The 20,870-nt window shown below is 70.6% G+C and carries 22 protein-coding genes; 9 read left to right on the top strand and 13 right to left on the bottom strand.

Annotated elements, in window-relative coordinates; all coding sequences use genetic code 11:
• Positions 1 to 65 precede the first annotated feature (65 nt).
• Positions 66 to 644 (top strand): recombinase family protein, encoded by a 579-nt coding sequence (locus tag B0I32_RS49955; protein WP_281262672.1) that lies wholly within the window; start codon positions 66 to 68, stop codon positions 642 to 644.
• A 102-nt stretch (positions 645 to 746) separates the two neighbouring features.
• On the opposite strand, the gene B0I32_RS49960 is transcribed toward B0I32_RS49955, so the two are convergent.
• From B0I32_RS49960 to B0I32_RS49975, 4 genes are read right to left on the bottom strand one after another with little or no spacing between them, the layout of a single operon-like run.
• A complete protein-coding gene (locus B0I32_RS49960) occupies positions 747 to 1,736 on the bottom strand; it encodes a hypothetical protein (RefSeq protein WP_106251839.1) in 990 nt (329 codons plus the stop codon).
• Positions 1,737 to 1,744: 8 nt separating this feature from the next.
• Entirely contained in the window at positions 1,745 to 2,503 is a 759-nt protein-coding gene (locus B0I32_RS49965; RefSeq protein ID WP_106251841.1) for an ABC transporter permease, read from the bottom strand.
• Complete coding sequence (locus B0I32_RS49970) at positions 2,500 to 3,426, bottom strand: ATP-binding cassette domain-containing protein (protein ID WP_106251946.1); 927 nt, start codon at positions 3,424 to 3,426, stop codon at positions 2,500 to 2,502. The genes B0I32_RS49965 and B0I32_RS49970 overlap by 4 nt, the downstream gene beginning before the upstream one ends.
• Positions 3,427 to 3,431: 5 nt before the next feature.
• Positions 3,432 to 4,640: a cytochrome P450 gene (locus B0I32_RS49975; RefSeq protein ID WP_106251843.1), complete on the bottom strand. Its 1,209-nt coding sequence runs from the start codon at positions 4,638 to 4,640 to the stop codon at positions 3,432 to 3,434.
• A 146-nt stretch (positions 4,641 to 4,786) separates the two neighbouring features.
• Here B0I32_RS49975 and B0I32_RS49980 point away from each other — a divergent pair, with 146 nt between their 5' ends.
• Positions 4,787 to 5,464 (top strand): GbsR/MarR family transcriptional regulator, encoded by a 678-nt coding sequence (locus tag B0I32_RS49980; protein WP_245956642.1) that lies wholly within the window; start codon positions 4,787 to 4,789, stop codon positions 5,462 to 5,464.
• A gap of 54 nt (positions 5,465 to 5,518) precedes the next feature.
• On the opposite strand, the gene B0I32_RS49985 is transcribed toward B0I32_RS49980, so the two are convergent.
• Entirely contained in the window at positions 5,519 to 6,205 is a 687-nt protein-coding gene (locus B0I32_RS49985) for a hypothetical protein (RefSeq protein ID WP_106251847.1), read from the bottom strand.
• The gene (locus tag B0I32_RS49990; protein WP_219912429.1) at positions 6,202 to 6,591 is read right to left on the bottom strand and encodes a glycoside hydrolase family 15 protein; all 390 of its coding nucleotides are present in this window, start codon (positions 6,589 to 6,591) and stop codon (positions 6,202 to 6,204) included. The genes B0I32_RS49985 and B0I32_RS49990 overlap by 4 nt, the downstream gene beginning before the upstream one ends.
• Between B0I32_RS49990 and B0I32_RS49995 the strand changes: the two genes are divergently transcribed.
• Entirely contained in the window at positions 6,581 to 6,895 is a 315-nt protein-coding gene (locus B0I32_RS49995) for a transposase (RefSeq protein WP_245956643.1), read from the top strand. The two genes, B0I32_RS49990 and B0I32_RS49995, sit on opposite strands and share 11 nt — an antisense overlap.
• On the opposite strand, the gene B0I32_RS50000 is transcribed toward B0I32_RS49995, so the two are convergent.
• The 3 genes from B0I32_RS50000 to B0I32_RS61890 all read right to left on the bottom strand — a co-directional run bounded on the left by B0I32_RS50000 (position 6,892) and on the right by B0I32_RS61890 (position 8,450).
• Positions 6,892 to 7,347 carry a DUF4383 domain-containing protein gene (locus B0I32_RS50000; protein ID WP_106251849.1) on the bottom strand — a complete coding sequence of 152 codons (456 nt, stop codon included), beginning with the start codon at positions 7,345 to 7,347 and terminating at the stop codon, positions 6,892 to 6,894. The two genes, B0I32_RS49995 and B0I32_RS50000, sit on opposite strands and share 4 nt — an antisense overlap.
• 144 nt (positions 7,348 to 7,491) lie before the next feature.
• Positions 7,492 to 7,782: a transposase gene (locus B0I32_RS61885; protein WP_425438152.1), complete on the bottom strand. Its 291-nt coding sequence runs from the start codon at positions 7,780 to 7,782 to the stop codon at positions 7,492 to 7,494.
• Positions 7,783 to 7,796: 14 nt separating this feature from the next.
• The gene (locus B0I32_RS61890) at positions 7,797 to 8,450 is read right to left on the bottom strand and encodes an IS110 family transposase (RefSeq protein ID WP_425438153.1); all 654 of its coding nucleotides are present in this window, start codon (positions 8,448 to 8,450) and stop codon (positions 7,797 to 7,799) included.
• 709 nt (positions 8,451 to 9,159) lie between these two features.
• Between B0I32_RS61890 and B0I32_RS50010 the strand changes: the two genes are divergently transcribed.
• A complete protein-coding gene (locus B0I32_RS50010) occupies positions 9,160 to 10,815 on the top strand; it encodes an acetolactate synthase large subunit (RefSeq protein WP_106251850.1) in 1,656 nt (551 codons plus the stop codon).
• A gap of 87 nt (positions 10,816 to 10,902) precedes the next feature.
• On the opposite strand, the gene B0I32_RS50015 is transcribed toward B0I32_RS50010, so the two are convergent.
• Positions 10,903 to 12,525, bottom strand: a complete 1,623-nt coding sequence (locus B0I32_RS50015) for a SulP family inorganic anion transporter (protein ID WP_106251947.1) — start codon at positions 12,523 to 12,525, stop codon at positions 10,903 to 10,905.
• 291 nt (positions 12,526 to 12,816) lie between these two features.
• Positions 12,817 to 13,419 (bottom strand): TetR family transcriptional regulator, encoded by a 603-nt coding sequence (locus B0I32_RS61220; protein WP_106251852.1) that lies wholly within the window; start codon positions 13,417 to 13,419, stop codon positions 12,817 to 12,819.
• A 66-nt stretch (positions 13,420 to 13,485) separates the two neighbouring features.
• On the opposite strand from B0I32_RS61220, the gene B0I32_RS50025 reads away from it, so the two are divergent.
• The 5 genes from B0I32_RS50025 (at position 13,486) to B0I32_RS50050 (ending at position 19,129) form a co-directional block, all read left to right on the top strand.
• Complete coding sequence (locus B0I32_RS50025) at positions 13,486 to 15,477, top strand: HelD family protein (protein ID WP_106251853.1); 1,992 nt, start codon at positions 13,486 to 13,488, stop codon at positions 15,475 to 15,477.
• Positions 15,478 to 15,561: 84 nt separating this feature from the next.
• Entirely contained in the window at positions 15,562 to 15,894 is a 333-nt protein-coding gene (locus B0I32_RS59265; RefSeq protein WP_219912430.1) for a hypothetical protein, read from the top strand.
• 50 nt (positions 15,895 to 15,944) lie between these two features.
• A complete protein-coding gene (locus B0I32_RS50040; protein WP_106251857.1) occupies positions 15,945 to 16,541 on the top strand; it encodes an NUDIX hydrolase in 597 nt (198 codons plus the stop codon).
• Between the two features lie 277 nt (positions 16,542 to 16,818).
• Positions 16,819 to 17,478, top strand: a complete 660-nt coding sequence (locus tag B0I32_RS50045) for a lysophospholipid acyltransferase family protein (protein WP_245956645.1) — start codon at positions 16,819 to 16,821, stop codon at positions 17,476 to 17,478.
• Between the two features lie 49 nt (positions 17,479 to 17,527).
• The gene (locus B0I32_RS50050; RefSeq protein WP_106251859.1) at positions 17,528 to 19,129 is read left to right on the top strand and encodes a penicillin-binding transpeptidase domain-containing protein; all 1,602 of its coding nucleotides are present in this window, start codon (positions 17,528 to 17,530) and stop codon (positions 19,127 to 19,129) included.
• Between the two features lie 4 nt (positions 19,130 to 19,133).
• Here the strand turns inward: B0I32_RS50050 and B0I32_RS50055 are convergent, their stop codons facing one another.
• Together B0I32_RS50055 and B0I32_RS50060 are read right to left on the bottom strand one after the other, a co-directional pair.
• The gene (locus B0I32_RS50055; RefSeq protein WP_181308672.1) at positions 19,134 to 19,994 is read right to left on the bottom strand and encodes an alpha/beta fold hydrolase; all 861 of its coding nucleotides are present in this window, start codon (positions 19,992 to 19,994) and stop codon (positions 19,134 to 19,136) included.
• 140 nt (positions 19,995 to 20,134) lie between these two features.
• Positions 20,135 to 20,782, bottom strand: coding sequence for a PadR family transcriptional regulator (locus tag B0I32_RS50060; protein ID WP_106251863.1), 648 nt, complete (start codon positions 20,780 to 20,782; stop codon positions 20,135 to 20,137).
• Positions 20,783 to 20,870: the final 88 nt, after the last annotated feature.

Genomic DNA, 20,870 nt, shown 5'->3' on the forward strand with positions numbered 1-20,870 from the left:
GCCGCCCGCATCACCCGACAAGATCACCGAGCGACGCTACCAGCAAGATCGCTATCTACACGGCATTGGGCTACGGCAGGGTGTCCACCCGCGACCAGAACCCCGACAGCCAGCGCGACGCCCTCACAGAGGCCGGTTGCGACCGAATCTTCGTCGACAAGGCATCGGGGAAGGTCGATCGACGCCCTGAGCTCGACAAGGCGCTGGACTACCTCAGGCCTGGCGACACCTTCGTCATCGCCCGTCTGTCGCGCGCCGCTCGTTCGCTGCGCCACCTGTTGGACTTGGCGGCGCAGCTCCGCGAGCGCGAGGTCGATCTCTTGGTGCTCAAGCAGGGCATCGACACTTCCACACCGGGTGGACGCCTGCAGTTTCACATGTTCGGCGCCTTCGACGAGTTCCTCCGCGAACTCATCGTCGAGGGCACCCTCGAAGGACTGGCCTCGGCCCGAGCACGCGGCCGCGTCGGGGGGCGGCCGGCGGTCCTGGACGCCCACGGGGTGGAGATGGCCCGCGCGCTGTACGAGATGAAGGGCGATCACGGCGAGCGCCGCTACACCGTCCAGCAGATCGCCGACCGGCTTGGCGTCAGCCGCGCCACGATCTATCGCCACCTCAATTCCGACAAGGCGGTCTCGGCGTAGGAGGAGCACTGTGCGGCCCCCGGTCACCTCCTACGATGGCAAGGCCAAGCCGAGCTTGCCCTTAAGAATCTGGAGCGATTTCCCATGCGCCAACGCTAAAGATCAAGTTGGCGGAGCGGTGCGGCGGAGCCGTACCACCACAAAGGCGAGCAGCCCGAGGGCGGCCAGCGCGAAGACCGCGTTGCCGATGAGGTCCACATGCGCGGGCGCTGGGAAACTCGGCGGCTGCGGGAAGCCGTGCCAGGCGTAGGTGACCAGGCCGGCAGCGCCCAGGGCGAACCTGTGCCAGGGGCCCCACCCCATGCGCCGGGACCAGCGCAGGACGAGCAGCGTCATCGTGGCGTAGAGCGCGAGGTAGAAGCCGACCGTGATCCACGCGGGCACGACGGACTCCAGCTTGATCCCCACCATGGCGAGCAAAGTGGGGAGCCAGAACGCCAGCCCGGCCACGATGGTGATCGCGAAGACGGTCGACGGGCTGGCCGGCGTGGCCGGGAGGAGGGGGCGGCGGAATCGAGCGGACAGGAACGCGGCGATGATCAGGGAGACGGCCGTGATCAGCGTCCAGGTGATCTGAGCGGCCGACAACGGGTAGAGGGCAGCCGGACTGGCTAGGGCGATGGGCACCGCGCCGCCCAGCAGGAACAGGACGGCTGACCCGATGAGGCCGGCCTTGTCGAGCCAGGGGGTGTCCGGACGGCGTGAGCCCGCCTCGACCATCGAGATCGGCACCGTGATGCTCCACACCCCATGGATGGCCAGGACGAACACGGTCCAGTAGGCGCCGATGCCCAGCGCCGGGATGAACCCGTAGCCGAGCAACCGCAGGCCGGCATAGTCGGGATCGAACAGCGACCGGGTGAGCAGGCCCTCCTCGATCACGGCGTAGGCGAGCCCGAGCAGGATGATCCCCGGCCACCCCAGCCGCCACCGACGGGCCACCTCGCGGATCAGCAGCGCGCCACCGCCGTACAGCGGAATCACCCCGATGATCATCGGTAGGGCGTCGATGGCGATATTGCCGAGCAGGTACTCGCCGATCAGCGGCGCGAGAACCAGCAGGCCAAGTGCTGGAAGAATGCGTTTGAACACGTCTGTCCTCATCGGTTGTAGAGCCTGCGTGCCCACAGGTATCCGCCCAGCGCGATGGCCGCGCTCCACAGTGCCGCCGCCGCGAAGCTGGATCCCGCGGGCTGCCCGGCCAGTAATGCGCGCAGGGTTTCGATGACCGGTGTGAACGGCTGGTGTTCGGCGAACCAGCGCAGCGGGCCCGGCATCGACTCCGGCGGGACCACGCCGCTGCCCAGGAACGGCAGCAGCATCAGCGGCATCGGCAGGTTGCTGGCCGTGGCCACGTTCTTGGTGACCATGCCCAGCGCGGCCGACAGCCAGGTGATGGCGAAGGTGAACATCGCCAGCACGCCGACCACGCCGAGCCAGTCCAGCGCGGAGGCGGCGGGGCGGAAGCCGATCAGCAGGGCCGTCAGCGTCACCGCCGCGATCGCGATGAAGTTCTGGACCAGCGCGCCGAGCACGTGCCCGGTGAGGACGGAGACGCGGGCGATGTCCATGGTCTTGAACCTGGCGACGATGCCCTCGGTCATGTCCACGGCCACCGAGATCGCTGTCCCCTGCGCGGCGCTCGCGACCGTCATGATCATGATACCGGGGGTGATGTAAGCGGCGTAGACGGCGCGGTCGCCGCCGATCCCGGTGCCCATGATGCCGCCGAGGACGTAGACGAACAGCAGCAGGAGCACCACCGGGACGCCCGAGTAGGTGAGGATCAGTGTGGGGTAACGCCACATGTGCCTGATCTGGCGCCGCAGCATCGTCGCAGAGTCGGTGATCGCTCTCATCGGGAGGACTCCTCGGTCAGGGCGAGGAAGACGTCGTCCAGGTCGGGTGTGTGCACCGACAGTTCAGCGACGTCGATGGCCTGTCCGTCGAGCCGTTCCAGGAGTTCGCGCAGCGTGCTGACGCCGGTGCCGGGGATCTGCACCGTGAGGGACTCCTCGTCGCGCGAGGTGACCCTCAGGTGAGAGGCCGCCCTGCGATACCCGTCGGGGTCGGCGAAGCGTACGACGACATGGCCGCCGGGGACCATGCGCTTGAGCTCCCCGGGGGAGCCCTCGGCCACCAGCCGGCCCTGGCTGAGCAGCGCGATGCGGTCGGCGAGTTCGTCGGCCTCCTCCAGGTACTGGGTGGTCAGGAAGATGGTCACGCCGTCTTGGCGAACGAGGTCGCGGACGATCTGCCACATGGTGCGGCGGCTGCGCGGGTCCAGGCCCGTGGTCGGTTCGTCGAGGAAGATCAGCCGGGGCGTGCCGACCACGGTCATGGCGAGGTCGAGCCGGCGGCGCATGCCGCCCGAGTAGGTGGCCGCGGGCTTGCGCGCGGCGTCGGTGAGGTCGAAGCGCTCCAGCAGTTCGCGGGCGCGCGTGCGGCCCTTGGCGCGGCCGAGGTGGAGCAGGTCGGCCATGAGCCGCAGGTTCTCCTCGCCGGTGAGGAAGCTGTCGACCGCAGAGAACTGGCCGGTGACGCCGATCGCGGCACGCACCTTGTCGGGTTCCTTGGCCAGGTCGTGCCCGGCCACCCGGATCTCGCCCGCGTTGGCCTTGATCAGGGTGGACAGGATCTGCACCGTGGTGGTCTTGCCCGCGCCGTTGGGGCCGAGCAGGGAGAAGACGGTGCCCTGCGCGATGGTGAGGTCGATGCCGTCCAGGACGCGGTGGGCGCCGTAGGACTTGCGCAGACCCGTCACCGAGACGAAGGGGCGCATCGCGTTCACCCCCGATCCCAGGTGACGGGCAGGCTGTGCACGCCGTACACCTGCGTGGGGTCGGTACGCAGCGACAGCTCTTCGGCCGGTACGGCGAGCCGCAGCGCCGGGAAGCGGATGAGCAGTGCCGGAAACGCGACGCGCATCTCGATGCGGGCGAGTTGCTGGCCGAGGCACTGATGGACGCCGTGGCCGAAGGCCAGATGCCCGGTGGCCGGGCGGCGCAGATCGAGCACGTCGGGGTCGGGGAACCTGGTCGGGTCCCGGTTGGCGGCGTTGATCGCGATGATGACCGTGTCGCCCGCCTTGAGCTGCCTGCCGCCGAGCTCCACGTCCTCCAGCACGCCGCGCATACCGGTGGCGGCGACGGACAGGTAACGCAGCAGCTCCTCCACGGCGCCGACGGCCAGGCCGGGGTCGCCGCGCAGGGCGGCGAGCTGGGCCGGGTTGCGCAGCAGGGCGAAGGTGCCGAGCGCGAGCATGTTGGCGGTGGTGTCGAGCCCGGCGCCGAGCAGGAACGCGGCCACGCCGCCGAGCTCCTCGTCGGTCAGGTCGCCGCCGGTGGCCAGGTCGCTGAGCAGGTCGTCGGTCGGCTTGGCCCGCTTGGCGAGCGCGAGCTCCCGCAGGTAGGTGCCGAGCTCGGCGAAGGCGGCGTACTGCGCCTCGGCGGTCCCGCCGTCCGACAGGGCTCGGGTGGAGCTCTGGAACCGGTCGCGGTCCTCGTACGGCACGCCGAGCAGCTCGCAGATCATCAGCGCCGGCACCGGCTGCGTGAAGACCTCGACGAGGTCGGCGGGCGGCCCCTGCCGCTCCATCACGTCGAGCCGCTCACGGGTGATCTCGGTGACCCGCTCGGTGAGCAGGTTCATCCTGCGGACGGTGAACTTGCCGGCAAGCAGCTTGCGGAAGCGGGTGTGCTGGGGTGCGTCCATGCCGGTCAGGTCGCCGACGGGGGCGGGCGGCAGGTGGCCGCCGGCCAGGGGGTGGTAGTGGATTTCGTAGCGGGAGCTGAAGCGCGGGTCGGCGAGGATCTGGCGGACCAGATGGTATCCGGTGATCATCCAGACGCCGGGCGCGCCCTCGGGCGCGGCCAGGCGAGCGATGGGCTGCTCCGCGCGCAGGGTGGTGAGCGAAGGCGCGGGATCGAAGGGGAAGGCGGGTGCGCGGTCCAGGGACAAAATGACCGGCTCCACGCGATAGTTCGCGTTCGACATGCTTAAAAGCTACGTTGCTTTCAGAATTTTCGTCAATCAATCGATATGTGTAAGTGCAGGTCAAAGCAAATGTATTGATGCGTTGACGGTGCAGCTGAATGCAATGATTCGTTGCATTGTGTGGAGCCGAACGCAATACTGGGACCATGCTAGAAGGAAGGTTGACCCGGCAGGACCGCCAGCGCATCGCGGTCGGCCTTGCCGAAGGACGTTCGTACGCCGAGATCGCCAGGCGGCTGGGCCGGCCGACTTCGACCATCAGCCGTGAGGTCGGCCGCAACGGCGGCCCCGGCGACTACCGCCCCGAGCGGGCGCACCAGGCGGCAGCGCGGCGGGCACGGCGCGGCATCCCGGCACGTTCCCCCGAACCTCAGGACCGCACGGCCTTGGAAGTGGCAGAGGGAGCCGTCGAGATGGCGGTCGGGATGGGCCTGCCGAAAATGGTGGCGCGCGTGCTCATCGGCCTGTGGCTGAGCGAGGACGGCCGGCTCACCGCGGCCGAGCTGTCGCGCCGGCTGAACGTCAGTCCCGCCTCGATCTCCATGGCCGTGGGCTACCTGACCCGGCAGGGGCTGATCAGGCGCGAACGTGATCCCCAGCGGCGCCGCGACATCTACGTGGTCGACGACGACGCCTGGTACCACTCGACCATGATCAGCGCCCGGCAGACGCTCGCGGCGGCGGAGATCACGAAGGCGGCAGGGCAGGCGCTCGGGCTCGACACGCCCGTGGGACGCCGCCTGGCCAGAGGCGGTGCGTTCCTGGAGCGGATCAGCCTGGACGCTCTGGCGTCGGCCGAACGTTGGCGCGACCTCCCGCCATGATCAGGCCGCTGGGATTGCGCCCCGGATTCCACGTGCTGTGGTTCGATCTCCCCCTCAACGCCCACGAGGCCCTGTTCGACCCCGCAACGAAACTCCAGCACGCAGCGTCACGCCAGCGGCACCACGGAACAAAACTCCGTGCGAAACGATCTCGACTTCGGCGATATGGGAGCTGTTCCAGATGGGCTCCAGGACGCGGTTGGCCAGGCGGCTGCCGAGCACGTTCTGGACGGTCGTCATGGCCAGGAAGTGGTCGACGCGGAACACCTCCTGCTCGGACATGACCCCCGTCAGCAGACGGTTCAGCTCCACCGCGCTGTCGAGGTCTTCGCCGAACGGCTTCTCCAGCACGATCCGGCTACCGGACGGCAGATTCGCGGCGCCGAGGGCGGCGACCGCACCGGAAAAGATCGCCGGTGGGAGGGCGAGGTAGACGGCGACGGGCCCGTCACCGGCGACGAGCGAGGCGATGTCGGCGGCCTCGGTGGCGTCCACCTGCCGGTATCGGGCGGAGTCGATGATCGCTTTCTTGACCTCGGCAGGCTCCGTCGCGGCATGCTGATCGAGTTGGGCGGACGCCCAGCGACGGAACTCCTCCTCGGTCCAGTTCCGCCGGTCGGCGCAGATGGGTTCGAATCGATCAGCGAGGTGTCCGCCCGCGCGCAGAGCGGCGAGGGCCGGTAGCAGGTAGCGGGCGTTGAGGTCGCCGGTGGCGCCGAGGACGATGAGCCGGTTGATCATACCGTGGTGCCCGCTTTCGCTCGTGCCAGGTTGACGCCGCTGACGATGATCCCGATATTGCTGAACGCCTGGGGGAAGTTGCCCATGAATGTGCCCGTCGATGGATCGATCTGCTCCGGCAGCAGTCCGAGCGGGCTGGCGTGGGCGCCCAGTGACGTGTACAGGTCCTCGGCCGGTCCGAGCCGCCCTTGCGAAATGAGGTTGTCAACCAGCCAGAAGCTGCACAGCAGAAAAGCTCCCTCATCACCGGGCAGTCCGTCAGGTGAGCGATCGTGCAGGTAGCCGAGTCGGCCAGCCCGGTCCGCGACGCCACGTATCGTGCAATCGCTCAGCTGCTCACTGATCCAAGGCCAAGGGCTGAGCGCGCCGTGGGAGATGATCGCCAACTACGGCACGCACAAGACGCCGGCGATCAAGGCGTGGCTGGCCCGGCATCCCCGCTTCCACATGCGCTTCACTTCGACCGGCTCCTCGTGGATCAACCAGGTCGAGCGGTGGTTCGGCTTCCTGACCGGCCAGCTGATCCGGCGCGGGGTGCACAAGAGCGTCCAGTCCCCGGAGAAGGACATCCGGAACTGGATCGCTCAGTGGAACAATGACCCGCGGCCATCCGTGTGGAAGAAGACCGCCGAAGAGATCCTCGAATCCCTCGCCCGATATTGCCGACGAACTGCAGGCGCAGAACACTAGTGAGTGTCCAGGCGGTGCTGGAGCCGCGCACGCGTCGCCATCGCCCCGAGCGCGATCATCACGACCCCCAGCACCAGGTGCAGCCAGTTGTCGGCCGTGTTGAACGGGACGAAGTTGGCCCCGCCGCCGTGCGGGACGAACAGCCCGTAGAGCCAGAGCACCAGGTAGATGATGCCGCCGATGAGCAGGAACCCGCGTGCCCCCGCCCATGTCCTGGCCAGTAGGACGCCGGCGACCCCGAACACTAGGTGGACGATGTTGTGCAGGACCGACACTTGGAACAGGCCCAGCAGCATGGCGCCCGACTCGTGGCCGGCGAACTGCAGCTGACCGTAATTGGTGGTGATGCCGGGGATGAACCCGAGAATGCCGATCAGCAGGAACACGGCGCCGACGATGAGCGCCGCCAGCTGAACGGGAGTCTTGGTGGCGGAGGAAAGAACGCCGCTCATGGCGCCTCCCTTGTCGTACTGGTAATAGTCATCTGCGCCTACCCCTCAGAGCGGCCCTCACGCACGGTGACCTACAGGAGGATGCTCCTATGGATGTCAAGCGTGACGTTCTTGGTCGTCCGTCGTGGTGATGAGCCCGTTGAGTTAGCGGGCGACGTAGCGGATGATCTCTTTCTTGGTCAGGCCGTCTTGGGTGCCTCGTTCCATGTAGGCGCGGGTGCGGGGGTCCCAGCGCAGGCGGCATAGCACGACGCGGTAGAGGGCGGCGTTGGCTTGCCGGTCGCCGCCGCGGTTGAGGCGGTGGCGGGTGGTCTTGGCGGAGGAGGCGGGGATCGGCGCGACGCCGCGGAGCATGGCGAAGGCGGCTTCGCTGGGGATGCGGTCGTGGTTTTCGCCGGCGGTGACCAGGAGTTGCCCGGCGGTGTCGGTGCCCACGCCGTGGGCGGCACTCAGCCGGGGTTGATCGCTGTGACCAGGGTGTGCAGGAGTTCGTCGAGGTCGGCGATCTCGGCGGTCAGCTGCTGGTGGCGCAGGGCCAGGGAGCGCAGCGCGATCTGGGTGGCGGTGAGCGGGCCGGCGGCATGGTCGCGGTCGGGGGTCAGGGCGGCGCAGGTGGCGATGAGTTTCGTGCTCGTCAGGCCGCGCAGGCGTAGCGTGTCGGGGGCGGTGACGATCAGGGTTTTGATCTGGCGTTGGGTGTCGGCGCGCTGGTCGACGGCTGAGCGGCGGGCGATGCGCAGGGTGCGGAGCGCTTCGATGCGGCCGTCGCGCTGTTTCGGGGTGCCGGTGCGGTCGCCGGCCAGGGCGGCCTTGGCGGCGGCGATGGCGTCGATCGGGTCGGACTTGCCCTGGAAGCGGCGGGCCTTGCGGTAGGGCCGGTCGATCTCGATCACAGCGATGCGCTCGGCCTGCAGCAGCCGGGTGAGCCCGGCTCCGTAGGCGCCGGTGCCTTCCACCCCGACCCGGATCGGCTGGCCGAAGATGCACATCCAGGCCAGCAGGGCGGCATATCCGGCAGGGGTGGCGGGGAACTGCTCGGTGCCGAGCACCCGGCCGACCGGGTCGATGACCGCTGCGGTGTGGGTGTCCTGGTGGGTGTCCACGCCGCCGGCGACTTCGCTGACTGGTGTGTTGTCAGGTGTAATGGAGGTCATCATCATCCTGTCGTCTTGACCGAAGGGCAGGGCGGCACACACCAGCCGGGCAGCGCGGACAAGACAGTGGGGGGCCTCTGGCCAGGCTCCTATGAAGTCACAGGTGCCGCGTCCGGTGAGTGCACATGAGCGCCTCCCGGCCAGGGCCGACAGATCCCGTTGAGGACCACAAGGTCAGTCAGGCGATGGGTCAGACCTTGCCGGAAAGCGCTCACCTCCACCATCACTGTCAGGCAAGGATCCTCGTGGTATGGCGGCATATGACACGTTGCTCAACGGCCCGGGAATCTTGACAGAGCCCAGAGCCCCTGAAGTGACGAGCTCGCCCGATCACGGAAAGTGTGCCTGATCCAGTATTCACGCGTCGTCGACAGGTTGCTAACCTCCTCATCAAGGAAGGGCCGCAGAGCGGCCACACTGGGGCGTTCTGCTGTGCCTCCAATGCCTTCGTGCATCTGATGCGACAACCCCTCGCAGGAGGGGAGACCCCCTCCACGGACCATCCGTGGGCCGTCTGTGGGCCGTTCGAGAGCCGACGTCAGCACATGGGCGCCAACGCCTGCCGACAGGGTTTCCGCAGCTCAGTGGCACTATGGAATGAACGGCAGCCTCACGGCGGTTGCAGGGAAACAGTCGTTCATGGAAGAAGGCGTTTCGCATGTCAGCGCAGGCCCGTGCGGCCCGGCTCATCGTGCAGGCTCTGGAGGCGGAAGGCGTCGAGTACGTCTTCGGCATCCCGGGCGAGGAGAATATCCACTTCGTCGACGCGCTCACCGACTCCCCCATCCGCTACGTCCTCGTACGTCACGAGCAGGGCGCGGCGTTCATGGCCGAGATGTACGGCCGGCTGACCGGCAAGGCGGGGGTGGCGTCGGCCACGCTCGGGCCCGGTGCGATCAATCTGCAGCTGGGCGTGGCCGACGCCACCACCAACAGCACCCCGGTCGTGGCGATCACGGCCCAGGTCGGGCTCGACCGGATCTACAAGGAGTCGCACCAGGTGGTGGATCTGGTGTCGCTGTTCCGGCCGATCACGAAGTGGTCGGAGCTGGCGCCGTCGGCGCAGGCGTTGCCGGAGCTGATCCGTAAGGCGTTCAAGACCGCTCAGACCGAGCGGCCCGGCGCGGTCTACCTGGCCATTCCCGAGGACGTGGAGTCGGCGCCGCTGCCGGAGGGGTTGCATCCGCTGCCGGTGAACGTGGTCCGGCCGCAGGATCCGTCGCCCTCGCAGGTCGCGCGGGCGGCCGAGGTGCTGGCCGGAGCCCGCCGGCCGATCGTGCTGGCCGGGCACGGCGCGAGCCGGGCGGGCGCGTCCGAGGCGCTGGTGCGTTTCTCCGAGCGGCTGGGGCTGCCGGTGGCGACCACGTTCAACGGCAAGGGCGTGTTTCCCGACGATCACTCGCACGCGCTGGGCGCGGTCGGGTTCATGCGGCACGACTATGTGAACTTCGGCTTCGACGAGGCCGACGTGCTCATCACCGTCGGGTACGAGCTGCAGGAGTTCGACCCGGTCAAGATCAACCCGAAGCGGGACAAGAAGATCGTCCATGTGCACCAGTTCCCCGCCGAGGTGGACGACCACTACCCGGTCGCCGTCGGCGTGCAGGGGGACATCTCGCGCTCGCTGGACGCGCTGGCGGGAGCCGTGGACCGGCGCTTCGAGATGGACGGCACCGGAGAGCGGATCCGCCGCATGCTGCGGGAGGAGCTGGAGCAGGGGCGCGAGGAGGGCGGGTTCCCGCTGTCGCCGCGCCGGGTGGTGACCGACATCCGGGAGGCCATGGGGCGCGAGGACATCGTGCTGGCCGACACGGGCGCGGTGAAGATGTGGATGGCCCGCATGTATCCCACCTACGAGCCCAACACGATGCTGGTCTCCAACGGGCTGTCGTCCATGGGGTTCTCCGTGCCGGGCGCGCTGGCCGCCAAGCTGGCCTTCCCCGGGCGCAAGGTGCTGGCCGCGACGGGTGACGGGGCGTTCCTGATGAACTCGCAGGAGCTGGAGACGGCGGTGCGGGAGCGGATCCCGTTCGTGGTGCTGGTGTGGGTGGACGGCGCGTACGGGCTGATCGAGTGGAAGATGGATCTGGAGCTCGGCCGCGACTCCCACGTGGCCTTCGGCAACCCCGACTTCGTCAAGTACGCCGAGAGCTTCGGGGCCCGGGGGTACCGGGTCACGAGCGCGGACGAGCTGCTGCCGACATTGCGCAAGGCGCTGGACGATGACGTGGTGTCGGTGATCGCGGTGCCGGTCGACTATTCGGCGAATCTGGAGCTGACCGACAAGCTGGGCGAACTCACCGGCCCCTTCTGAGCCTCGGGGGCCCGCGCGGGCGCGGTCGGCCGCACCTCGGGGGCCCACGCGGCGCGGTCGGCCGCGCCGCGCGAGCCGGTCAGCCGGTCAGCCGGCCAGGCGGGGCACGATGCCGGAGGTGTGCAGCCGTTCGCGGGCGGCCTCGATGGCCGCGCCGGTGGTGGCGAACACCTGTCCGGCCTGCACCAGCCGGGCGATCACGCCGAGCGCCTCCAGCGGCTGGTGGCCGTCGTCGGGGATGCCGGAGACGTACACCAGGATCCCGCGTTTCTCCAGCCGGGTGATGGCGTCACCCAGGGCCCGGGCGCCGCTGGCGTCGATGGTGGTGACGCGGCGCAGCCGCAGCACCACGACGGACACGTCGGTCACGTCCGACAGCTCCCGCAGGAACCGGTGGGCGGCGGCGAAGAACAGCGGCCCGTCGAGCCGGTAGGTGACGATGTGCTCGGCGAGCAGCGCGTGCTCGTCCTCGGTGTGCTGCGGCTGCAGGTCGTGGCGCAGCGGCTCGTGATGGAGGCGCAGGTTGCGGGCGATCGCCCGCAACGCCAGCGCTCCGGCCACCACCAGGCCGAGGATGACGGCCAGGACGGTGTCGAGGGTGAGGGTGGCGACGGCGGTCAGGACGAGCACCAGGCCGTCGCCGCGGGTGCTGCGGAACATGGCGCGTACGGCGTCCTTCTCCACCATCCGCACGGACGTGGCCAGCAGCACGCCGGCCAGCGCGGCGAGCGGGATCTTGGCGACGAGGCCGGCGGCCAGGTAGACGATGGCGCCCAGGATCAGGGCGTGGGACAGTGCCGCGAGCCGGGAGTGGGCGCCTGAGCGCACGTTGACGGCGGTGCGCACGATGGCGCCGGTGCCGGGCATGCCGCCGAACATCGGGGTGACGAGGTTGGCGACGCCCTGGCCGAACAGCTCCCTGTCGGGGTCGTGCCGGTGGCGTCCGGTCATGTTGTCGGCCACGGCGGCCGACAGCAGCGACTCCAGCGCCGCCAGCGCGGCCACGGCGACGGCCGGGGCGAGCAGGGACGACAGCACCTGGAGATCGAGGAAGGCCAGCGACGGCGCGGGCAGCCCGGCGGGCAGGTGGCCGATCCTGGCCAGCGGCAGCCCGGCCAGCTCCACGACGAGGGTGACGGCGGCCACGACGACGAGCGAGAGCGGCCAGGCGGGCCGTACGCTCGCCACCACCAGCAGCACCGCCGCGACCGTCAGCGTGGTGGACATGGCCCACCAGTGCGGCCTGGACAGGAAGTCCATGACGGCGTGCCAGGCCACGACGGCGATCTTGTCGCTGTCGTGGGCGGGGACGCCGAGCGCGTGCGGGAGCTGCTGCAGCCCGATGACGCCGGCCATGCCGACGGTGAAGCCCGCGACGACGGGCGCGGGCACCAGGGCCATGTAGCGGCCGGCCCGCGCCAGGGCCAGGGCGACGAGGAGCAGGCCGGCGAGCAGGCCGACGGTCAGGACGCCGACGGCCCCGTGGGCGCTCATGATCGGCATGAGCACGACGGTCATCGCGCCGCTGGTGCCCGACACCTGCAGGGCCGAGCCGCCGAACAGCGCGGCGAGCGAGCCGGCGACCACGGCGGTGGCCAGGCCGGAGCTGGCGCCGAGGCCGGAGGAGATGCCGAAGCCGAGCGCCAGCGGCAGCGCGACGATCGCCACCGTGAGCCCGGCCAGCAGGTCGTTGCGGGGACGCTCGCGCATGGCGGCCAGCGCGGCGCGTTCGGGCAGCACGTTGCGGACGCGGCCCCAGCCCGCGGCGATCACCGCGGTCACGTTGTGTCACCGTTCGAGCCGATCCTGTGACTGCATGCACGCATGAAAGGTTCGCCCATGATCACTCCTTTTGGGTCAAGACAACCCCACGTTGTCCCCAATTGCATACTTTTGCAATTAGTGAAGAGGTCGTCAGCGTATCAACTACACCCGCTCTCACCTGGTTAAACTCGGCGGGCACGGGTGTTCGCCAGACGTGAAACGCCTGCCGCGCGAAGGTCAGGCGGACAACATCGCGAAGGCCCGGCCGGCCGCGCGGACCGCCTCCCGCTCCACCTCGGCCATCGGGCGCCCCTCGGCGAGCATCGACCAGTTGCGGCGGGCCAGCACCCGCTGCGTGGCCATCACCTGGCCGGCCAGCAGCGCGGCCGTCAGGTCGTCATGAGTCGCCGCCAACGCTTCCGCCAGGGCCTCCTCGTCGCGGGCCATGTGCTGGTGCAGCCGCGCCAGCAGGCTCGGCGCGGTGGAGAACACCAGGCGGTGGTACGCCACCACCTCCGGATGGTCGTTGAGCCCCGTGACGGGGTCGTGCGCGGCCAGCCGGTCGAGGAAGTGGCGGCGCAGCGCCTCCAGCGGACTCCGGCCGGGCTCCCGCTCGCGCACCACCCGGGCCGACTCCCCCAGGTGGTCGGCGATGCGGTGCAGGACCAGGTCCTCCTTGGACGGGAAGTACTTGAACAGCGTCGGCTTCGAGACCCCCGCCGCCGCCGCGATCTCCGTCACGGGGACCGCGTCGAAGCCGCGCTCCAGGAACAGCCGGATGGCCGCCGCCGAGATGGCCTCGTGCACACGCCGCCGCTGCAGCTCCCGCAGTCCCGTCATGGACGCACTCTACCAAAGTGTTAACCTGGTCAATCTCTTAACCCGGTTAACGTTTCTGGAGGTGTGATGGGAACGCTCGACGAGGAGCGCGAGCACGTCGAACGCTGCAGGACCGGCCTGCGCAGGATGCTGGACGGCGCGCGGGACAACGTGATCGTCGGTGAGACCGTGGCCGGCGACCGCTACAGCGCCGAACGCCTGGGACGCCACCTCAAGAGCCTGGCCACGGAGCTGAGCGAGGAGCCCGGCGGCCCGCCGTTCTTCGGCCGGCTCGACTTCGGGCCGGACTCGGCCGAGCACAACGGGCGCGCGTACCACATCGGCAGGCGGCACATCACCGGCGCGCACGGCGGCCCGCCCGAGGTGATCGACTGGCGCGCGCCGGTCGCGCGGGCGTTCTACCGGGCCAGTGCCCGCGACCCCCTCGGTGTCGCCGTACGCCGCCGTTTCGGCTGGTCGGACGGCACCTTGACGAGCTTCGAGGACGAACGGCTCGCGCGCGGTGAGGAGGGCGGGGGCACGATCCTCGCCGCCGAGATCGAGCGGCCCCGCGTCGGCCCGATGCGCGACATCGTCGCCACCATCCAGCCCGAGCAGGACGATCTCGTACGCGCGGACCTGGACGCCTCGATCTGCGTCCAGGGCGCGCCCGGCACCGGCAAGACCGCCGTCGGCCTGCACCGGGCCGCCTACCTGCTCTACGCCCACCGCCGCCGCCTCGGCCGTGACGGCGTGCTGGTGCTGGGCCCGAACCGGGCCTTCCTCGGCTACATCTCCGCCGTCCTGCCCGCGCTCGGGGAGGTGGACGTCGAGCAGACCACGCTGGAACGGCTGCTCGGGACGGTCCCCGTCACGGCCGCCGACGAGGAGGAGGCGGCCTTGGTCAAGCACGACGCGCGCATGGCCCTGGTGCTGCGCCGGGCCCTGTACGGCCGCGTCGGCAAGCCGGTCGGGCCGGTCGCGGTCGCCGACGGCTCCTACCGGTGGCGCGTGCCCGAGGACGAGCTGCGCCGCATCGTGGACGACACCCGGCGCGAGTCCCTCCCGTACGGCGTGGGCCGCGAACGGGTCAGGGCCCGCGTGGTGGCGGCCGTGCGCCGGCAGGCCGAGTCCCGCGGCGCGACGGCGAACGCCGCCTGGCTGCGCCGCATCGGCCGCGGCGTCACCGCGTGGCTGGACGGCGTCTGGCCCACCGTCAAGCCGCAGGAGGTCCTGTACGAGGTGCTGCGCGGCCCGTCCGGCGACGCCCCCGACCCGGCGCGCGGCGTGCTGAGCGAGGCCGAGCGCGCGGCGATCACGTGGGCCAGGCCGCCCCGCAGTGTGAGGAGCGCCCGGTGGACGGCGGCCGACCTGGTGCTGCTGGACGAGCTCGCCGGCCTGATCGAGCGCCCGCGCGGCTACGGTCACGTCATCGTGGACGAGGCCCAGGACCTGTCGCCGATGGAGTGCCGGGCCGTGGCCAGGCGCAGCGAGCACGGCTCGCTGACCGTGCTGGGCGACCTGGCGCAGGGCACCACGCCGTGGGCCGCCACCTCGTGGGCGCCGCGGATGGAGCTGCTCGGCAAGCCGGACGGCGCGGTGATCGCCCTCACGACCGGTTTCCGGGTGCCGGCGGTGGTGGTGGAGCTGGCCAACACGCTGCTGGCGGCGCTGGAGGCGGAGGTGCCGGCGACGCGCTCGTACCGGACGGACGGCCGGCTGCGCGTGACGGGCGTCGCCGGGCTGGGCGAGGGTGTGGTCGCGGCGGTGCGCGACGCGCTGACGTTCGAGGGCTCGGTCGGGGTGATCGCGGCCGACGCCGAGGTGGAGGCGCTCACGTCCGCGCTGTGGAACGACGGCCTGGACGTGAGCGGCCGGCTCAGCGTCGTGCCCGCCTCGCTGTGCAAGGGCCTGGAGTACGACCACGTCGTCGTGGCCGAGCCGGCCGCCATCGCCGAGGCGGAGCGGCGCGGCCTGAACCGCCTGTACGTGGCCCTCACCCGGGCCGTCTCCCGCCTCGACGTCGTGCACGCCCGCCCGCTGCCGCCGCAGCTCAGCCTGCCCGCGGCAGCCGCCTGAAATGGGCAGATGCCGGAAACGCGTGGCTCGACAGGGCCTGCCGTTCGGTGTGTGATGTGGTTCACCGTCAGGAAGGAGCCGCCCGTGACCTCTCCGCAGGACCCGCTCCCAGGCGACGACCCGCCCGCGGACGAGTCCGGCGCGCCGCCCCAGCCTCCCCCACCGCCTCCCCCACCGCCTCCCCCACCGTCTCCCGCGCGCCGGCCGCGGGTGAGCGACCAGGTCCTGTCGATCATCGGGTTCGTCTGCGCCGTGGTGGCCGTCCTGTACATCCCGGTGCTGTTCGGCCTGGCGGGCGTGGTGCTGGGCATCGTCGGCCACACTCGCGGCGAGCCCCTGGGGCGCTGGGCGGCCATCGCCGCGGGCGCGGCCATGCTCGCCGGCACGATGCTCAGCATCCTGCTGGTCCCACGCTGACGTACGGCGGGGCCGGAGTCGCGGCCGGGTCCGCGTGCGATCCTTGAGGGGTGCTTTCGCCCATCGACGCGCTGCGCGAGCAGGTCACCGCCCGTCTGTCCGCCTTCGACCGCCGGCAGGTCCCGCCGGCCGGGGGCGTGCGCCGGGCCGGCGTCACCGTGTGCGTGCTGGAGGACGCCGGGGGCGGCCCGTACGTCATCGTGATCAGGCGGGCCGCGCGCGGCCGCAATCCCGGGCAGTGGGCGCTGCCGGGCGGGCGGGCCGACGACGGCGAGCGGCCCGAGGCGGCGGCGCTGCGCGAGCTGGCCGAGGAGACCGGCGTCACCGGGGTCGAGGTGGCCGGGCTGCTCGACGACTTCGTCACCGACTCGGGATTCGTGATCACGCCGGTGGTGGCGTTCGGCGGCCGGCAGCAGCCGGTGCCCGATCCGCGCGAGGTGGCCTCGGTGCACGCGGTGCCGGTCGAACGCTTCCTGGCGCCTGGGGTGCCGCGCTGGAAGGGCGAGCTGCTGCAAATGCCGCTGGGGCCCTCCATCGTGATCCACGCGCCGACGGGGGCCATCCTGTGGCAGTTCGCCGAGGTGGCGTTGCGGGGGCGCGAGCAACGGGTCTTCGACGTGGCCCAGCCGCACTGGACCAGGACCTGAGGGCCCGCGACCTGTCGAAACCACGCTCAAAGCGGAAGCCGCGATTACCTATCGTGCCGGACGGTGTGCTTAACTCAAGATTGCCGATGTGGTCTGTGTCCCCCGGGCCGCAAATTACCGCCTTCACGGAATACCGTTCGGCTGGAGCCGTGTTGTGCACCTCGCCGAGGAGGCGACCGCCACATCGGCCTAAAAGCTTTCCCAGGCGTCCCGCCGCACCGGCGGGACGCCTGCTTTATTGTGGGGTGGCCGCCCGCCCGATGATCAGGAGAGCTCGTTGCTGTACGAAGTGGTCAAGTTCGCCTCCGCGCCGCTCGCCAACGCGATGTGCCGGCCGCACATCTCCGGCGCGGCGCACGTGCCGCGGACCGGCCCCGCGATCCTGGCCGTCAACCACCTCTCGATCCTCGACTCGTTCCTGCTGCCCGCGCTGCTGCCCCGCCACGTGACGTTCACGGCGAAGAACGAGTACTTCTCCGGCAACCCCGTCTCCAGCTTCTTCATGCGGCTGGGCGGCAGCCTGCCGATCGACCGCGAGAGCGCGCACGCCGCGCAGGCCATGCTCGACGACGCCGCCGCGCTGCTGGAGCGGGGCGAGCTGTTCGGCATCCATCCCGAGGGCACCCGCTCCCCCGACGGCCGCCTCTACCGCGGCAAGATCGGGGTGGCCTGGCTGGCGCTGAAGACCGGCGCGCCGGTGCTGCCGGTGGCGCTGCGCGGCACCGAGAAGGTGCTGCCCGTGGGCGCGAAGGTGCCCAGGCCCGCCTCCATCGGCATCACGATCGGGGAGCCGATGCGGTTCGAGGGCGACCACACCAAGGCACGCGACCGGCGGCGGGTGACCGACGAGATCATGGCGGCCATCCAGCGGCTGTCGGGGCAGGAATACGTGCCGACCTACGCGGCCAGTTACAAGGCGTCCAATGGCATGTCATAGCGCGACGCCGGGCACGGACACCCGGCGTCGGGAAACGGGAGGCTGATCAGTGGCACGGGGCCGTACCATCGCGATCGTTTCCGGCGCCACCGTGCTCGCGGTGGGGGCCGCGGCCGGCGGGGCCTACTACGTGCTGCACACCAGGGGCACCCCGGCCGAGACCGCGCAGCGCTTCGCCGCGGCCTGGCAGGCCGGCGACAAGAGCGCCATGACCCGCGAGCTGGCCACGCCGCAGCAACTGGACGCCTACGACCAGCAGCGCAGCGCACTCGCGGTCGAGTCGGCCGCGATCAAGCTGGGCCGGGTCGCCGAGGGCGACGGCCGCGCCACCGTCCCCTACACCGCCACGCTCAACCTGAAGAACCTCGGCGAGTGGACCTACGAGGGCGAGATCGGCCTGGTGGTGGCCGACCGCACCTGGAAGGTCGACTGGAAGCCTGCGACACTGCACCCGTCGATGACGCAGGGAGCGGCGTTCTCGCTCAAGACCAGCTGGCCCGGCCGCGCCGAGATCACCGACGCCTCCGGCGAGCGCATCGACACCGGCGCGGTCGGCGGGTCGGTCCAGCAGCTCGTCGGCTACCTCGACAAGGCCACCAAGAAGGACGTGGCCAAGCTGGGCTCGGCCTACAAGGTCGGGCAGGCGGTGGGGCGCGGCGGGCTGCAGGAGACCTTCCAGAAGCGGCTGGCCGGCCGGCCCGCGACCGAGATCCGGCTCGGCGACAAGACGCTGAAGACCATCGAGGGCGCCGACGGCGAGCCGGTCGAGACCACGCTCGACCCCAAGGCGCAGGCCGCCGCCGTGACCGCGATCAAGACCGTCAAGAAGCCCGCCTCGCTGGTCGCGATCAAGGCTTCGACCGGCGGGATCCTGACCGTGGTCAACAACGTGGGCGGGTTCAACCGGGCGCTCGACGGCCGCTACCCGCCGGGCTCGACGTTCAAGGCGGTCACCGCGATCGGGCTGCTGGCGGCCGGGATGTCGCCCGAGGACAAGGTGACCTGCCCCATGTACGCCACCGTCGGCGGGCTCAAGATCCGCAACTCCGACAAGGAGGAGTTCGGCAGCCTGTCGTTCCTCGACTCCTTCGCCCACTCGTGCAACACGACCTTCGCGCCGCTGGCCGAGCAGAAGCTGGGCGCCGACAAACTGCTCCAGGCGGCCGAGGACGTCGGCTTCAACCAGCCGCTCAACATCGGCGTGCCCGCCGCCAAGCCCAGCTTCCCCAAGGCCACGTCGGGCGCCGAGCTGGCCGCCGAGTCGTTCGGTCAGGCCAGGATCACGGCCAGCCCGCTGACGATGGCCTCCGTCGCCGCGGCCATCGCCGACGGCACCTGGCGTCCGCCGACGCTGGTGCCCTCGATCAAGCAGAAGGCCGACGAACGCGAGCTGCCCGGCCGGGTGAAGTCCGGGCTGCACACGATGATGTCGGCCGTGGTGACCAAGGGCACCGCCAGGTCGGCGGGCCTGCCCGCGGGCACCCACGGCAAGACCGGGACGGCCGAGTACGGCACCGGCGAGAAGCTGGAGTCGCACGCCTGGTTCATGGGGTTCAAGGGGGACGTCGCGTTCGCCGTGGTCGTCGAGGGCGGGGGCGGCGGCGGGGCCGTCGCCGCCCCCGTGGCGGCGACGTTCCTCAAGCATCTGTGAAATTTCAGGCGTTATGGAGGAAGCGCCGGATCTCGGCGGCCACCCGCTCGGGGCGGCCGCGCTGGGCGGCGTTGGAGGTGGCGCTGTGGTCGAGGCCGTCCATGAGCACGTGGCGGGCGCGCGGCAGGACCCGCTCCAGCCCGGCGAGCGCCGTACGCAGGTAGGCGGGGCTTCTGGTGCCGCCGAGCAGCAGCACCTCGGCCTGTATCGGACGGTACAGCTCCAGGTCTCCCGCGGCCCGCGCCGCCAGCTCCAGGTCCTGGCGCAGCGTCGGCGCCAGCCGGCCGAACGAGGGCTCGTCCCCGGTCTCCTTCTGGCTCCTGAGCATCAGGCCCGTGAGCAGTTCGAGCAGCGGGCGCGGCAGGGCGTTGAAGATCGGCGGTCCCAGCCGGGCGGCCTTCATGCCGGTGACGAGCGCGGCCGCGGTCCGGCCCGCGGCCAGCTCGCGGTCCAGGCGCGGCAGGCAGTCTGAGGGGAAGGCGTCGGCCTCTTCGAACAGCGGTGGCTCGAAGACGACGGCCTTGCGGACGTCCGGGCGTTCGAGCAGGGTGCGCAGGGTGATGATCGCGCCCGAACTGACGCCGGCGACGTACGCCGCGCCCGTGGCGTCGAGCAGTGCCTCCAGGTCCTCGATCTCGCGCCGCAGGCCGTAGCCGGGGCCGGCCGGACCGCTGCGGCCCCGTCCGCGGCGGTCGGGCAGGTAGCAGGTGAAGGCGTCGGCGAGGGCCTGGGCCAGCTCGATCTGGCTGTGTCCCGCCTGCATGGCGCCGTGCAGGATCACCAGGCCGGGGCCGCGCCCGACCTCGTGGTAGCCGATCTCGGTGCCGTCGGCTGACGTGACGGTGCCGGTGGTGGTCGTGGTCATGAGGGCTCCCAGTGTTTCGGTGAGGGAAGCGAGCCCGGCTATCGTGGGATCCGCCATCTCGTGGCCGGGGCTCCGCTTCGCGGGTTCTTCGGTTCGCGAGGTCTCCCGGCGGTGGTGTTGCAGCACCGCCGCCGGGCTTTTCACTGCTCGGTAGCGCCCCTTTCCGCCAGTTCTTCGAGGACGGGCGGCGTCTGGCCGGTGCGGTGGAAGGCGCGCCAGGCGTCCAGGTCGGGGAAGGTGCCGCCGGCCAGCTCCGCCAGCAGCGAACGCACCCAGCCGGCCTGCGCCTCCAGCATCGCCAGCGCGTACTCGGACTCGATGAGGAAGAGCCTGGGCAGCTCGCCGCGCTGCTCCTCCAGCGCCCGCCGGTCGGCCTCGATCCGCTCCTCCAGCGCCGCGAGCCGCCGCCGCAGCAGCGGCGTCACCTCGTCGGGGGTCAGGCCGCCCATCACCGACAGGCCCGCCTCGAACGAGGACGGCTCCCGCCGGGGGGTGGACAGCAGCTCGCGGGTCCAGTCCTCGGCCTCCCTGCGGCCCGCCTCTGTGACGCGGTAGACGGTCCGCTCGGGGCGGGCGCCCTGCCGGCCGCTCTCCACCGCCTCCAGCAGGCCGTGTTTGTCGAGGTTGCGGATGACGGTGTAGAGGGTGCCCCATTTGATGGGCATGTCCTGGTCCTTGCCACGGGAACGCAGGATGGAGGCCATCTCGTACGGGTGCATCGGGCGTTGGACGGCGACGGTGAGCACGGCCAGGGCCAGCAGGTTGCTCACCGGACGCCGCTTGGTCATGCCGCACTCTCCATCATTTTCGTATACTCGTCTGCGAGTATACGGCGGCGAGTATTCGTCCGGCAAGGTGTTACCGAAGCCCCTTTGC

It is taken from the genome of Nonomuraea fuscirosea (assembly GCF_003001935.1).
In the GTDB taxonomy this organism is placed as follows: Bacteria; Actinomycetota; Actinomycetes; order Streptosporangiales; family Streptosporangiaceae; genus Nonomuraea; species Nonomuraea fuscirosea.

Coding starts and splice junctions, on each gene's coding strand:
- B0I32_RS50055 (WP_181308672.1), bottom strand. CDS start 19,994: ATGACCACGACCACCACCGGCACCGTCACGTCAGCCGACGGCACCGAG.
- B0I32_RS50000 (WP_106251849.1), bottom strand. CDS start 7,347: ATGAGCGGCGTTCTTTCCTCCGCCACCAAGACTCCCGTTCAGCTGGCG.
- B0I32_RS49980 (WP_245956642.1), top strand. CDS start 4,787: ATGCTAGAAGGAAGGTTGACCCGGCAGGACCGCCAGCGCATCGCGGTC.
- B0I32_RS49975 (WP_106251843.1), bottom strand. CDS start 4,640: ATGTCGAACGCGAACTATCGCGTGGAGCCGGTCATTTTGTCCCTGGAC.
- B0I32_RS49965 (WP_106251841.1), bottom strand. CDS start 2,503: ATGAGAGCGATCACCGACTCTGCGACGATGCTGCGGCGCCAGATCAGG.
- B0I32_RS50015 (WP_106251947.1), bottom strand. CDS start 12,525: ATGCGCGAGCGTCCCCGCAACGACCTGCTGGCCGGGCTCACGGTGGCG.
- B0I32_RS50060 (WP_106251863.1), bottom strand. CDS start 20,782: ATGACCAAGCGGCGTCCGGTGAGCAACCTGCTGGCCCTGGCCGTGCTC.
- B0I32_RS50025 (WP_106251853.1), top strand. CDS start 13,486: ATGGGAACGCTCGACGAGGAGCGCGAGCACGTCGAACGCTGCAGGACC.
- B0I32_RS61220 (WP_106251852.1), bottom strand. CDS start 13,419: ATGACGGGACTGCGGGAGCTGCAGCGGCGGCGTGTGCACGAGGCCATC.
- B0I32_RS50010 (WP_106251850.1), top strand. CDS start 9,160: ATGTCAGCGCAGGCCCGTGCGGCCCGGCTCATCGTGCAGGCTCTGGAG.
- B0I32_RS49970 (WP_106251946.1), bottom strand. CDS start 3,426: ATGCGCCCCTTCGTCTCGGTGACGGGTCTGCGCAAGTCCTACGGCGCC.
- B0I32_RS49995 (WP_245956643.1), top strand. CDS start 6,581: ATGATCGCCAACTACGGCACGCACAAGACGCCGGCGATCAAGGCGTGG.
- B0I32_RS49985 (WP_106251847.1), bottom strand. CDS start 6,205: ATGATCAACCGGCTCATCGTCCTCGGCGCCACCGGCGACCTCAACGCC.